This is a genomic window from Geomicrobium sp. JCM 19055 (assembly GCF_000698185.1).
Taxonomy (GTDB): Bacteria; Bacillota; Bacilli; order Bacillales; family Marinococcaceae; genus Geomicrobium_A; species Geomicrobium_A sediminis.
Genome location: NZ_BAXL01000002.1, coordinates 1 through 14,408, shown reverse-complemented (window position 1 = coordinate 14,408; position 14,408 = coordinate 1). Strand labels below are relative to the sequence as shown.

Genomic DNA, 14,408 nt, shown 5'->3' with positions numbered 1-14,408 from the left:
TCCTCACCTAGTTTTCGTTCGATTTTTAATAACTTTAGTTAACGGTAACGTCACGATCATTAGAAATCCGAGTAACAGCCAAAGCTCTTGAAGTGCTTGCCATTTAGCCTCTGTCACGGTCACTGTTGCCTCAAGGGCAGTCCACCTTAAATCAAAGTACATCGTTATGAATATGACCATTACCATCGATGAAAGCCGCTTTAACGTGTTGGATAACGCCGATCCATCATGCCAATCTTTCTCTTCAAGTGCATGCAGACCAATCGTTACGACGGGCGAGTTCGATAGGCCCATTCCCATCCCCCGAATAGCCATAATGACAATCAATACAAGTAAAGATGCATGGATTGGAACGAACGCTAGAAGTAGGATAGAAAGTGCGGTTAGTAGAATGCCTATTTTGACAAAAGATGTCGATTGTTGATCGATTTTTCGTCCTCCATACCAAGCAAACAGACTCGCAAAGATTGCAGCAGGGATGTACAGTGCACCAGTAACACTTGCACTGTAAGAAAATACATCTTGCATCATGAGGGGAAATAGAATTAATACACCAAACATGACTGAATGTTGCACGGTCACAATGACGACCGACGCTGTGTATAGACGATTCTGAAACAAGTGCAAGGCAATCATAGGTTCAGAAGCATTTCTCTGATTTCTTAAAAATAGATACAGTAGACCAATTCCTAGAATTAAGAAAAGATAGGGCAACCAATACGTAAGGTTTGTCGTGCCCATCAGCTGTAATCCTAAACAGATACATAGCAACGAACAGGCGAACACGCCAATTGTATATGGACTCGTCTTTTTCCTTGGTACTGCTCGTTGCTCTGGTAGTTTCAAGACACCTATGAAACTTACAAATAGTGCAAAAGGAACCATGAACCAGAATAAATAGTGGAACTTACCCAAATCCATTAGTACTCCGCCTAAGAATGGTCCGATTGCAGGTGCTGCTGTTAGTACGAGCCCCCACAGTCCTGAAATCCTCCCGTGAAAGGATTGCGGGTAAAGAGAGAACAGCAAGACGAGCGAAAGGGGAATCATAATTCCTGCCGCTACGCCATGCAACAATCTGACGAAGGCAATCGTAATAAAAGAATCATAGAATAAAGCGCCATATATTGAGGATGCAAACAAAATGAGAGCTCCACTAGTGAATAATCGCTTCCTCCCCCAAACTCTTGATAGGTACGCAGCAATTGGCATCGTTACCGTCATCGCTAACAAGTAGATCGTAATTAACCAGCTTGCTTCCGATGTCTTTATCTTATACAAGTTCGATAAACCTGGAATAAGTACATTAAATGCACTATTGGTAACAACTAAGGCAAATCCTGTACCAATGATGGCGGCAACGACTATATACGTTGGTTTCTCTTTGTTGTGCAACATCTTGTTATTGTCTTTTTGAGAAATCGTATTTAACCGTTCTAACGATCATCGCCTCCTTGTTTTCATCTACTCTCACTTTAATTGAGAATGATAATCACTGTCAATTAGTCTTTTGGATTCAATTTCCAGTTATGAGTTCTGGCATAGAAAACTGAAATGACACCGTACTTCATACATCTATCGTCCATTGAAAATCGATCTTTTGCGCCATAATTCAAATAGGATAATGATCTATAGGAGTGAAAGGTGTTATGTTTTAAGAGGATAAGACTTAGAGAGTGAGAATGTGCCAAAGGAATTGATATTGCAGGGGATAAGGGACGAAGATCGAGGTCATAAAACTAGCAAAACGAATGCTTGAGCTAGTCCTAAACAGGCCAGCTTAAGCATTCGTCTATTTTTACGTGATTGATTAATTTGAGGTAAGAACTAGTGGAGAGAATGTGGTTTAAGTTACTACAAATCAATAGTAAGTTAAATCAAAAGCAACCCAATAGCAATCGGGAAAAACGTCCAGAGAAGAATAATGACGCAGAATCCCATAATGTCACGAACTTTTAATCCAGCGATTGCAAGAAGCGGCAACGTCCAAAACGGCTGAATCATGTTTGTCCATGCATCTCCCCAAGCGACTGCCATCGCCACACGAGCAGGTTCCGCTCCTATTTCATAGGCAGCACTCATCATAATTGGACCTTGAACCGCCCATTGACCACCACCCGAAGGAACGAAGAAATTCACAATACCAGCGGAAATGAACGTAAACAGCGGAAAGGTAAACTCAGTAGATATCGCTATAAACATAACCGACATCATTTCACTTAAACCGGATCCTACCATCATTCCCATAATTCCCGCATAGAAAGGGAACTGTATGATGATTCCTCCTGCATTTTTGACTGCTTCAGACACAGTCTTCAAAAACCTTCTTGGTGTCCGATGGAAGAGAATACCGAGAAACAAGAACGCAAAGTTCACGATGTTAATATTCAGATCTAATCCATTATTAATAAAATGTATGACTACAAATATAAGTCCTAAACCACCAATAACAATCGAAATGATTTGACTGTTTTCCAAGCGATCTGCCGGTGTGAGATTCTCCGACGGTTCCTCCTTCACCGCTGCTTCTTCTTGAATTACGATCGGTTCAATTTTTGTTGTACTGTCAGCAGCTCTCATGAGCAAACGATTCATTAATGGCAACATAATGACAAGAACAACGACGATAAAGATATTAAATGGAGCAAGCAATGTATCCTGAATCGCAATCGTTCCCATCGTATCTTCCAAGAAGTGTCCGGGAGTTGCAATTGTTAATGGAATTGATCCAGACAAGCCACCATGCCATACGATCATGCCACTATATGCAGACGCGACGAGCAAGCGAAAGTTCACCGTAGGTACTTGTTGTACAACATGCTTTGCAAACAATGCCCCGATTACGAGACCGAACCCGTAATTGATTAAACAAGCGATACACGCAACAAATGTAACGAGCATGATCGCTTGTCCTGGGGTATTAGCAAAAAGGGCTAAACGAGCAAGAATTGATTTGACGATACTCGTGTTCGCTAATATGTAACCGGTTACAACGATAAGTGACATTTGCATCGTAAATTCAAGTAAACCCCAAAAACCATCACCCCAGAGCTGAACCATCTGTACAGGATTGTTCGGTGTAATGAAGATTCCTAATAGAAAAACGATCAATGTTAAAACTAATGCGAAAATAAATGCATCCGGCAAATACCGTTGTACGAGCCTGTCTGAGAACCTTGTAAGCGCAGTAAACATTATTCCGCCATTCCCTTCTTATTATTTTGAATAATCTTATCATTATGGTATTGAAATAGAAAGAACAACTGGCTCCATAACAAAACGCGAGCCCTAAATTTTTCGACTCGCGTTTTGATGATACATTTAGACAATACGCTTTTTAGAACTTAACTGACCTCTTCCTTTCTTCCCGCGATTCCAAAACGAGACGAGAATCGGTCCCGAGATAATTTGCCAAACTGAGAAAATCGCACTTGGCAAAGCCGCCAATGGGCTGAAATGTAAGGTTGCTAGTGTTCCACCAAGCCCAGAATTCTGTATCCCAACTTCAAATGCGATCGTACGTCGTTGCTCTTCGTTAAGTCCACACCATTTGGCAACGATATAACCGACAAACAACCCCAAACCGTTATGAAGAATAACCGCTACGAATAGAAGTAACCCAACCGTTATTAAGTTCTCTTGATTTACAGCTACGATGGCGCTCACAATCAGCACAATCGCAAAGATCGAAATGTTCGGAAGTGCTGTCCGTCCAACACTTGCAATCTTAGGGAAAATATAGTTGATGAGAATTCCAAGACTAACAGGAACGATAATCACCTGGACGATTGACAAAAGCATAGACCTGCATCAATTGGCATCCACTGATTTGCCAGCAGCAGAATCATTAAAGGCGTCATAATCGGTGCAATGACTGTTGACACTGTTGTCATCGCAACCGATAATGCGACATCTCCTCTTGCTAGATAAACCATTACATTGGATGAGGTACCACCCGGACAGGCACCGACCAAAATAAGTCCTGCCGCTAATTCTGGAGGCAACTGTAAAAGAATCGCAATCCCAAACGCAATCAACGGCATAATGAGGAATTGCCCAACACCCCCAATAAGCATTGGAAGTGGTCGCTTAAAGACGATCGTGAAATCTCGAAGTTTAATTGTTAACCCCATTGCCAACATGACGACCCCTAATAAATATGGGATGTATGGGCTTAACCAGCTAAACAGTGGCGGGTATAGTAACGCAATGACACTGAAACCGACAACGATAAAAGCAAAGTATTTTTGGACACCGCTCATACCCACACCTCAATTCTTAAGATTGACGATACGACACTGCAACGTTTTTAAGCTGCGTGTAATTTTGCAATGCTTCCAAGCCTTTCTCTCTACCATAACCACTTCGTTTATAGCCACCAAAAGGCATTTGGATTCCCCCACCAGCACCATAGTTATTTATAAACACTTGGCCTGATTCCGCGGCTTCTGCAATGCGGTGGGCTCGTCCTATATCATTCGTCCAAATCCCTGTAACGAGACCATAATCCGTTCCGTTCGCGAGGGAAATGGCTTCTTCTTCGGTCGTGAATGGATGAACAGTAATGACAGGCCCGAAGACTTCTTCTTGCGCGATGGGATGACTTGCATCGATGTTCGTAATGATTGTTGGTCGATAATAATAGTTATCTTGCTTCATTCCACCCGTAACGATCGTCGCACCATCTGCTTTGGCTTGTTTCACATATCCGTCAATCTGTTCAACTTGCGCATCGGTAATGATCGGTCCGAGCTGATGATTGTCCATGCCAGGCCCGATGCTCAGCTTTTCAAAGCTTGTCTTTAACGCTTCAACAAATCGTTCTTCTAACGATGCCTCAATAATTAACCGCGAACCTGCCGAACACGTTTGCCCAGCGTTTTGCGTAATGGCATTCGTGACCGTTTGTACCGCTTGCTCGAAGTGACAATCACGAAAGACAATTTGCGGTGACTTTCCACCTAACTCGGGCGTGACTTGTGTAATTTGCTTCGCAGCGGTTTGCATGATCGTACTTCCAGTCTTCACTGAACCGGTAAAGGCAATATGGCGCACGAGCGGATGACTTGCTAACGCCTGTCCGGCTTCTTGGCCTGTACCCGTCACTACGTGATAAACTCCTGTAGGAATCCCTGCTTTCTCCATGCTCTCTGCTAACAAAAGTGCCGTACTCGGTGTTTGTTCTGCTGGCTTAACGACCGTCGTATTCCCTATTGCAATGGCTGCGGCAACACTTCTCGCTGTAATTTGAATCGGATAGTTCCAAGGGATAATATGAGCCGTAACGCCGAGCGGTTCTCGTACGGTATAATCCAAAATCCCCGGTTCAACTGGAATCGTTTCACCGAGCACTTTATCAGCCATCGCTGCATAATACTCGAAATAACGGGCGGCCGCTTCGACATCTGCTTCACTTTGTTTGAGTGGTTTACCGACGTCTAACGTTTCAGCCATAGCGAATTCATCAAGACGCTCCCGTAAGTCAGCCGCCACCTTATGTAGACAATAGCCTCGTTCGTGCGGTTTAAATGAGCGCCACGTCGAGGAATGAAACGTGTGATGTGCCGCCTCTACAGCCTCATTGACGTCTTGAACACTCGCTTTAGGAACCGAATAATGCACATCTCTCGTCGCAGGATCTAAAACGATGAGCTCCTCATCCCGCTTTTCCCAACCGCCATTGATATACATTGGCTTTTGCATATTACAGCCCCCTTCCCCCGTCAATTCGTAATGTCGTACCCGTAACCATACTCGCATCATCACTACATAAATAAATGATGCCTGTGCTAATATCTTCAGGTCGGATGAGCCGTCCGAGCGGGACGCTTTTTTTTGAAGACATTCTCTTTGACTTCATCAATTTTCTGATCAACACCAGCAAATTGACTAATCATCGCTGTATCAGCAGGTCCTGGGTGCAAAACATTTGCTCTTATTCCGTGTTCGGCTAGCTCAATCGCAATCGCTTCAGTGAATGAGACAACAGCCCCTTTCGATGCAATGTATGCATTCAAACCAGGACGTGGCCTTACAGTCGAGACGGATGCCACATTCACAATCGAACCACTTCCCGCTTTCTTCATCACACGGCTTGCCGCTTTACACGTCAAGAAAACAGATGTTGAATTGATTTTATGAATTCTTTCCCAATCATCTAATGTTACGTCTTCAAGCGGTGTTGCTGATTGAGCAATTCCAGCTAAATTGACGAGCGCATCGACTTGATCGAAACGCGTCATCACTTCTGAAAACGCACGATTCACGTCTTCTTCCACACTAAGGTCGACACGTTGATAGAAATAACGATCATTTGAGTTCGGGGCATTTTCTGCTAAATCAAAGCCCGCAACAATCGCACCTTCAGCTAAGCTATCCTCAACTAGTTGCCTCCCCATTCCCCCATTTGCTCCAGTAACGATCATGACTTTATTCTTTAATTTCATAGGACTGCCCCCTAATAGTTGTTTAATTCTGATAGTATTTCGTCTGTGACTTCCTTTGTAGACAACGTTCCACCGATGTCTTTGGTCGTGCGTCTTGATTGAATGACCTTCTCGATCGCATCCATGACAAGGTCCCCGAGTTCCGTTTCTCCGAAATGATCGAGCATCAATTTAGCAGTCCAAATTTGACCAATTGGGTTAGCAATCCCTTTTCCAGCAATACCAGGCGCTGAACCATGAACAGGCTCAAACATTGACGGATACTTTCCATTAAGATTAATGTTTGCCGCTGGTGCAATTCCGACACTTCCCATAATCCCCGCTCCGAGATCTGTTAGAATATCCCCAAACAAATTCGAGGCTACAATCACATCAAATCGTGACGGGTCCGTTACAAAAAAACGCCACAAGCGCGTCGATATGTTGTGAATCCGTCGAAATATGTGGATAATCTGTTGAAACTTCTTGAAACACTTCATCCCAAAACGGCATCGAATGGTAAATTCCATTGGACTTCGTTGCACTTGTCACGTGACCCTTTCGTTTTTTTGCAAGGTCAAAAGCGTAGTGCATCGCTTCACTCATCGCTCGGCGTGAGAAGAAGTTGTTCTGAACAGCGATTTCATCTTTACCTCTATACATCTTTCCGCCAACTGTGCTGTACTCTCCCTCACTGTTTTCCCGAACAACGATTAAATCAAATTCTTTCGGATTAACGAGTGGTGAATGAACTCCTTGAATGATCTTCGCAGGTCGGATGTTTAAGGCTTGTTCAAATTCCCGGCGAATCGTCAAGATCGACTCCCAAACGGATATGTGATCCGGCACTTTCGTAACGTCTCCAATAGCACCGAGAAAGACACTATCATATTGACTCAATCGATCGAGCCCATCTTCTGGCATCATTCGTCCATGTTGAACGTAGTAATCACAGTTCCAATCAAATGTATCGAAAGAAAACGTGAGCCCTCCATGAATCTTTGCCACAGCTTCCAACACTCGCATTGCTTCTGGTACGACTTCGACCCCAATACCATCTCCTGGCATGCAAGCTACATCGAACTTCTTCACATTACCCACCTCATCTGTAAGCACTTTTGTAGTTTGTAAAAAAAATCTTTCCTTTACCTAATTCATGATCTAGATCGTAGATCCTCTAATATTTTTATAAAATAGTGAATTTTATACTTCATTACGTATTTATCTGTACATCCACATCAAAAAACGCCCCGTAAGGAGCGCTTCTAAAGGTGAATATATTACTGCGTATTGCGATCAAGCGGACGCAACGGATACATGGGCCGTTCTTCGTTTCGTTGCTGCGAGCGTTTGTCTTCGGCTTCTGTTTGAAAGTGCGCTTGTGCGTCTAACCGCTTCTTTCCCCGCTTATCTACTCGCTTATAACTGCCATCTTCTTGTAAGATCCTCGTTTTTACATTATCTAGCCACATCTTCTCGAACATTTCAACGATCCGGTTTTTTTGCAGCGTTGTCGTCAATAGGGAACATCGTTTCCACACGAGCATCTAAATTTCTAACCATAAGGTCAGCGCTTGATAGATACACGTTTGTTCCGTCTTCTCTCGTGAACAAAAACATTCTCGTGTGCTCCAAATAACGTCCAACGATGGATTGAACTTCGATGTTCTCACTCAAGCCATCCACGTTCGGACGAAGGCAACAGATGCCTCTGATCAGTAAACGGATCGTAACCCCTGCTGCTGATGCTTTGTACAACGCATCAATAATTGCCTGATCAGATAAGGAATTTAATTTCATTACAATCGACGCCTTTTTCCCGAGCTTCTGATCTTCTATGGCAACGTTGATAAACTCAAGCACTTGATTGCGTAACGAGTAAGGCGCTGTGATGAGTTTGTTAAAGAGTGTAGGCTCAGCAAAGCCAGATAACATATTAAACAACGCGGAAACGTCAAAGCCTAATTGCCGATTCGACGTCATCAGTCCAAAATCAGTGTAAAGTTTCGCCGTTTGATCATTATAATTCCCAGTACCTAAATGCACGTACCGGCGAATGCCATCACTTTCACGACGCACTACGAGCAATAGCTTCGCATGGGTTTTCAACCCTAAGACGCCGTAAATCACATGACAACCAGCCTTCTCCAATTGCCTTGCCCAAAGGATGTTATTCTCTTCATCAAACCGAGCTTTTAATTCCAGAAGTACCGTCACTTGTTTTCCCCGTTTTGCTGCTTGTTCAAGTTGGCGAATGACCGGCGAATTGCCAGAAACCCGATATAACGTCATTTTAATTGCAAGCACAGCGTCATCGTCTGTTGCTTGTTGCAATAAGTTTAAGATCGGCTTAAACGATTCGTAAGGATGATGCAACAAGTAATCCGCCTCTTTAAGCTGTTCGAAAATCTCTCCATCGTCGAGAGCTGCATCGAGATACGGGACGTACTCTTTGTAATACAACGATCCATCTTCGGGCAATAATGGGGCAAGCTTAGGTACAAACGTCAGGTCAACGGGACCACGCAGTATGAAAATCATGTTGTCAGCAATTGAGAACGAATGTGTTAGCTCATGATGCATCTCTTTAGAAATGGACCCTTCTACGTCTAGCCGAAGCACTTCGCCTCGCTCTCGAATGCGAAGTTGCTTTTTCATTTCATTCAATAAATTAATTGCATCGCCTTCTTCGACCTCGATGTCCATATCGCGAATAACACGATAGCAACAACTTTCAATGATGCGGTATCCTTGGAACAGATCAGACATGAAAAATTGAATCACATCTTCAAGCAACACCCATTCCCGCGCCTCATTGTAAGGTATTTGGACGATTCGACTCAGTACAGAAGGAACTTCGATTGTCGCAAACTTTACTGGACTCGTTGGATCGTCCTTCTTTTGAAGTCGAACCGCGATATGAATGGATTGATTAGACACGAAAGGAAACGGCCGTGATGAATCAACAGCGAGTGGCGTCAACACTGGGAAGATCTCCTTTTTGAAATAGAGATGAAGCTTCTTCTGCTGTTCAGGAGACATCGCCGAGATGGATAAAAAAAGTTACGCCTAGCTTTTTTAAAGCAGGCAGTAACATGTAGGAATACGTATTGTACTGCTTGCGGACCATTTGTTGTGTCCAATCATAAATGCCTTCGATTTGCTGAGTCGCGGTCATACCTGCAATATCAACATCTGAAATTGACATTTGCATTTGATGGTGCAACGTTGCAACGCGCACCATAAAAAAACTCATCAAGATTACTCCCAGTAATCGATAAAAACTTCAAACGCTCCATCAATGGATTGGATCGATCTCTCGCCTCATCTAACACCCGTTCATTAAAGGCCAACCAACTAAACTCCCGATTGATGTACTTATTATGCAAGAACATTGCTTCGAATCTCCTTAAACGTAAAATTCATACCGAATACACATTCAAAATACGAGGCTTTATTCGATAAAACCCAACTTTCTAGCGTGATTTCATCATTCGAATAGAGATCGAGATGAACGTTCTGCTTTTCAATGGTGACGTTCACACGGGAAATCTTCTGTTGTCGACTATCATCTAACGCATCGGCAATTCGCAGAATTGCCGTTAGCTTACCGATGATGACCGCTTGTTGTTCAGGTAACGTTTGAAAATGTAACGTGTCATTTAATGGGGTCAAACTGCTATGATAACGAACACAATGGGCAATGATTTGTTTCTCTCTGTTTGACAGTCCGATGACTTCCATTTCGTTAATCAGATAGTACGAGTGAAGATAATGGTGATTCATAGAAACTAAGTTCCCGATGTTTCGTAGAATGCAGGCTATCTGTAGCAATAAACGTTCGCGGTTTGAGAGATTGTGGATATCCTCTGTCTGATCAAACACACGCGTTGCATACATTAGCACAGCATCATTGTTCAACTTCGAGCATTGAAAACGTTCGGCAATACGCCAGACCGCCGTCATTAAGTCTTGCTCAAATGCCAGTAGTGCTCGCTCATTTTGTGCAGCAATTAATCCGTCACACAAATCTGACTCCGAACGATGCAACTGTGAAGCATTTGTCCACTGCAACATGAGCTTCAAAATAATTACGGACGGCAGAAGTTGCAAATACTCGACTCTTGATACTTGGAACTCCGTCGCAAACGCTCGCGGTTCTTTCTCATGTAACTGTATATAGACTTCATGAAAATGATCAACGGTTAATTGATCGTACGCCTGGAACAATTGGTTAAATGCCTTCAAATCTGTGCCAAATACGATTAAATGCTTTAATTCTTTAGTAGACTCAATGATCGGTTGCAAACTTTCAATTTTGCTCAAAATGTAATCTTCAATCAAATCTTGATGGCGATCAATTTGATTCTCCATACGGGTCACGACTTCTTGAATTCGAAGAGGACCAAGCTTCACATGTTGGGAGAATAGGAGCTTTTCTTGTTGATACATCGTCAATTGGATACTGCCGCTTCCAATATCAACGAGCAATGCGCCTTCTCTAAGCCGTTTTTGATAATCAGGGACATGGTCAGCTACTGCTAACTGATGGTATTGTCTCTCCTCCGCATTGTCTAACCAATACCAAGAAAATCCGGTTCTGTTGTACACATAATCTTTTACATACAACGCGTTCTCCGCTTCACGAATTGACGCTGTAGCAAAAACGAGCGCCTCTTTAATCGCAAATTCTTCGAGCTTGAGCCGAAAGCCTTCTAGCCCTCGGCACATCTCTTTTAATGTCGTTAATTCAATTAATCCAGCATGATAAATATCATGTCCAATCGAGACACGGAATTGCAACGTCTCCTCAACCATTCTTGTCTTACTTTCATAGATTTTTAACGTCATGATTTGAGAACTGATCGTAATGATCGCTGCATCCAATTGCCGTTCGCCCCTAACTAGCGTGTAGTTTGTAGCGATTGCATCTCATTTAATAGACGATAGAATACAACCGCAGTTTGTGCACGAGAAGAGCGCTCACTAGGTGAGAGTACACCGTCTCTTCCTTGGTAAACATTCATGTGATAAAGAGCATTTACATAAGATTGCGTCTCTTCATCGATATTGTCAAGATCTGTAAAAGGTGCCTCATCGAATTGTTCAGGATCCATATTAAACGTATGCTCAAGCATTCTTCCTAGAATTCGAATGCTATGGATGCGACTGATCGATTGCTCCCCTCGGAATGTCCCATCGCTGTATCCTTGAATCAGTCCGTGTTTTAACGCTGCAGACAGTTCATTCACATACCACGTATCTTCATCAACATCGGCAAAGGAAAGTGCTTGGTCAAACGATGCCTCATCACCGTTTAATCCAAATGCTCGAACGAGCATCACGGTATAATGTGTTCTCGTCGTATGACGTGCAGGCATAAATTGTCCTGAGCTGTTTCCTGTCATGATCTCAAGTGCGTACATCGCATTGATTTCGTCGATTGCATAATGTGTTTCAGAAACGTCTTGATAATTTGCACGAAGTTCATAGTCTAATAACGTTGGAACATACGGATTTCCAGCAAAAAAAATCCATTCGTATATTGCGCGCTGAACACGTTATAATCATGAATCACTTGACCATAATACTGAACAGAAATCTCTGTTAAGGTACCTTCAAAGTCTTCCCAACTTTGAATCGCGCGGGATGCGTTTTCAGCAAATGTCGGATTGGCGCGACTGTGGGCAATCGCAGCTGCTTGTGCACTATGTCGCACGACACTTTCTAACTGCTCTTTTGACTCGAACGATGCCTCACCAAATTCTTCTTTATAACGAGAGCGCTCACGTACTGAATACGATTGCTCTTCAGTGTCCAACATTCCCCAATATGGACTATGGTTGTCTGGTAACAAAGCTTTTGCACCCGTGATCGTACGCTCTGCATGAGGGGTTTGCATTGACGCTTCTTCTTCAAAAGGTGCTTTTGTTTGAGCCTTCACATCCAAAATAATATCGTCATCTTCACTGTCACTCGCATCTTCAATTAACACGTAGTAACGATCGTATCCAAGACTACCAAGGCCTGCATTCGTTCTACGAACGATGTCTTTTATCTCAAAGTGCTTCTCATCTAAATCATATACGTTTGTTTGTGCATCCACATAGTTTTGCCAATACGTGTTGATCATTGTTTTCTCTGCTTCAGAAGCTGCGGCTAAACGGGGGTTGTCTTCCTCAAAGCGTCTTTGTTCACCGATCATTGTCGTCCACGTATTCAGCTCGTCCAATTGCGAAATGGACTGTAACTCTTCAGCCGTTTCCTTCACAAATCCTTCTGTATGCTCTGGCGTGAATGAAAATTGTTTCGGTTCAATCTCACCGTCTGCCACTTTTTGAAGGTGATTCGTATAGGTTGTTACAAATTCAGTAATGACTTCACTGATCTCATCATCGCTCAACTGTAAGCCGGGTGCGATATCATTTAACTTTATTAAGCTTGAACCATAACGAATGAGATCATAGTAAAACGGTGCATAAACCACTTCATCGAAATCGTTAAAATCAAAAACAGGTTCACCACTCCCATTTCCATAAAAACCAATGTTCTCTACATGGAAGTCACCCGTAATCCACGTGTTCACATCATCTTTAAGCCACGCATCAGGAACTCCCATATTCCCTCGTAACGCATCATCGGCATACAAGTGAGAAGAGCCTCGGAAAAAAGAAAACATGCCTGTATTCATCGTTTGAAACTTCTGTTCAAAAATCGACTCATCTTTAAAATGGCTGTTGTTACGAACGAGTGATTCGTAAATGGATCGTTGTCGTTCAGCACTCGTTTGCGTGTCGAAGCGCTCTAATGGAAATGGCATGAGCGGTCGCAAGATAAAATCAACGTCTTTAATGTTGGCATAATACGATTCCACAGGTGAATAGTCGGTTAATCGATCATTCCCCCTTACGTGCAAACGCTCGGTGAGTCTAGGTAGGGACGCTAACGGCTCTAGACTATCAATGTCGTTGTCACGTAAATTCATGTCATTTAAGTTTAGCAATGACTGAAGTGGAGAGAGATCGGTTACTTGGTTACGTCGGAGCGTTAACACTTCTAATTTTTCTAAATTTGAGATTGGGTTTAAGTCATTTACCCGGTTCGTATGTAAATTCAACTCTTTTAATTCAACCAATTGCTGGAGTGGTTGTAGATTATGAACACTATTTTCACGAAGATTTAGCTCTTCTAAGTGATATAGACCCGCTAACGGTTCAATCGACGTGATTTGATTCTGTCTAAGATCGAGTGTTTCTAGATGAACGAGTGATTTTAGTGCTGATAAATCAGAGACCGCGTTCCCTCGAAGATCTAGGTTCAACAAGCCTGTAAGCCCTTCAAGTGCAGCAAGATCACGAATATGATTCTGCCTAAGGTCAATGCTTTCAAGGTTGTCTAACTGTTGCAGTGGACCAAGGTCCGTAATCTCGTTGGAGCGTAGCTCAATGTCTTCTAGGTTCGTAAAGTACTCCAGCCCAGTTAAATCAGCAATTCCTTGGCCTCGGGCACCATCCAATTCGACAAGCTGTTCTAGCGTTGCTTCATCGATGATACTCTCTTCTGTCTCTAATGAAGCTTTAATCGCATCCCGCAACGCCTCATCAGGTATTGCTTCTTTCAAGTTTAATTCCTCTGCATCAGCAAGGTCTGTCGTCGACAATCCGACCAACAGAAACACGCTTGCCATTCCTATGTATTTTTTTCATTCTCTTCCCCTCCTCCTCTTCATTGTAGCGATTGAATTGCCGTATTCGGAAAAATTAACAAACTCTCTATACAATCTTAAAAAAGCGTCTTGTTTGGGAGAGACCACTGAAAAAGTCTCTAATTAAAGAACGTACGCTCGAAATTCGAGCGTACGTTCTTTTTAATAAACTATACTAGAGCTATGATTTCCACTGCAGGCGGATGCTTGCACCCCTGGCACAAGGGCAACATCGGCTCCTGCTTCGCAATCACCGTGTTTTCTATGCCGCGGAGGAG

At 43.0% G+C, this 14,408-nt stretch carries 12 protein-coding genes and 2 pseudogenes; all 14 read right to left on the bottom strand.

The genetic code is table 11. The annotated features are described in order from the left end of the window. Nucleotides 1-3: 3 nt before the first annotated feature. Nucleotides 4-1,398: an MFS transporter gene (locus tag JCM19055_RS02320; RefSeq protein ID WP_042358360.1), complete on the bottom strand. Its 1,395-nt coding sequence runs from the start codon at nucleotides 1,396-1,398 to the stop codon at nucleotides 4-6. A 474-nt stretch (nucleotides 1,399-1,872) separates the two neighbouring features. Further along, complete coding sequence (locus JCM19055_RS02315) at nucleotides 1,873-3,195, bottom strand: short-chain fatty acid transporter (protein WP_042358359.1); 1,323 nt, start codon at nucleotides 3,193-3,195, stop codon at nucleotides 1,873-1,875. A gap of 126 nt (nucleotides 3,196-3,321) precedes the next feature. Beyond that, nucleotides 3,322-4,262: pseudogene (locus tag JCM19055_RS02310) on the bottom strand (bile acid:sodium symporter family protein). Nucleotides 4,263-4,278: 16 nt separating this feature from the next. Further along, the gene (locus JCM19055_RS02305; protein ID WP_042358358.1) at nucleotides 4,279-5,703 is read right to left on the bottom strand and encodes an aldehyde dehydrogenase family protein; all 1,425 of its coding nucleotides are present in this window, start codon (nucleotides 5,701-5,703) and stop codon (nucleotides 4,279-4,281) included. Between the two features lies 1 nt (nucleotide 5,704). Further along, a complete protein-coding gene (locus JCM19055_RS31075) occupies nucleotides 5,705-5,845 on the bottom strand; it encodes an SDR family oxidoreductase (RefSeq protein WP_370542954.1) in 141 nt (46 codons plus the stop codon). Then, entirely contained in the window at nucleotides 5,799-6,446 is a 648-nt protein-coding gene (locus tag JCM19055_RS02300; protein ID WP_370542953.1) for an SDR family NAD(P)-dependent oxidoreductase, read from the bottom strand. The genes JCM19055_RS31075 and JCM19055_RS02300 overlap by 47 nt, the downstream gene beginning before the upstream one ends. A gap of 11 nt (nucleotides 6,447-6,457) precedes the next feature. Next, a pseudogene (locus JCM19055_RS02295) lies at nucleotides 6,458-7,517 on the bottom strand (tartrate dehydrogenase). 188 nt (nucleotides 7,518-7,705) lie between these two features. Then, entirely contained in the window at nucleotides 7,706-7,909 is a 204-nt protein-coding gene (locus JCM19055_RS26105) for a hypothetical protein (RefSeq protein ID WP_265181682.1), read from the bottom strand. Between the two features lies 1 nt (nucleotide 7,910). Beyond that, nucleotides 7,911-9,467 (bottom strand): polyphosphate kinase 1, encoded by a 1,557-nt coding sequence (ppk1, locus tag JCM19055_RS02290; RefSeq protein WP_152549705.1) that lies wholly within the window; start codon nucleotides 9,465-9,467, stop codon nucleotides 7,911-7,913. Then, the gene (locus tag JCM19055_RS28065; protein WP_265181681.1) at nucleotides 9,457-9,681 is read right to left on the bottom strand and encodes a hypothetical protein; all 225 of its coding nucleotides are present in this window, start codon (nucleotides 9,679-9,681) and stop codon (nucleotides 9,457-9,459) included. The genes ppk1 and JCM19055_RS28065 overlap by 11 nt, the downstream gene beginning before the upstream one ends. Continuing rightward, nucleotides 9,614-9,820: a hypothetical protein gene (locus tag JCM19055_RS31070; RefSeq protein WP_370542952.1), complete on the bottom strand. Its 207-nt coding sequence runs from the start codon at nucleotides 9,818-9,820 to the stop codon at nucleotides 9,614-9,616. Before JCM19055_RS31070 ends, JCM19055_RS28065 begins: the two co-directional genes overlap by 68 nt. After that, nucleotides 9,807-11,312, bottom strand: a complete 1,506-nt coding sequence (locus JCM19055_RS22375) for a hypothetical protein (RefSeq protein WP_052365800.1) — start codon at nucleotides 11,310-11,312, stop codon at nucleotides 9,807-9,809. Before JCM19055_RS22375 ends, JCM19055_RS31070 begins: the two co-directional genes overlap by 14 nt. 17 nt (nucleotides 11,313-11,329) lie before the next feature. Beyond that, nucleotides 11,330-11,959 (bottom strand): S-layer homology domain-containing protein, encoded by a 630-nt coding sequence (locus tag JCM19055_RS02280; protein WP_265181744.1) that lies wholly within the window; start codon nucleotides 11,957-11,959, stop codon nucleotides 11,330-11,332. Then, a complete protein-coding gene (locus JCM19055_RS02275) occupies nucleotides 11,920-14,112 on the bottom strand; it encodes a DUF2252 family protein (RefSeq protein WP_042358356.1) in 2,193 nt (730 codons plus the stop codon). Before JCM19055_RS02275 ends, JCM19055_RS02280 begins: the two co-directional genes overlap by 40 nt. Nucleotides 14,113-14,408: the final 296 nt, after the last annotated feature.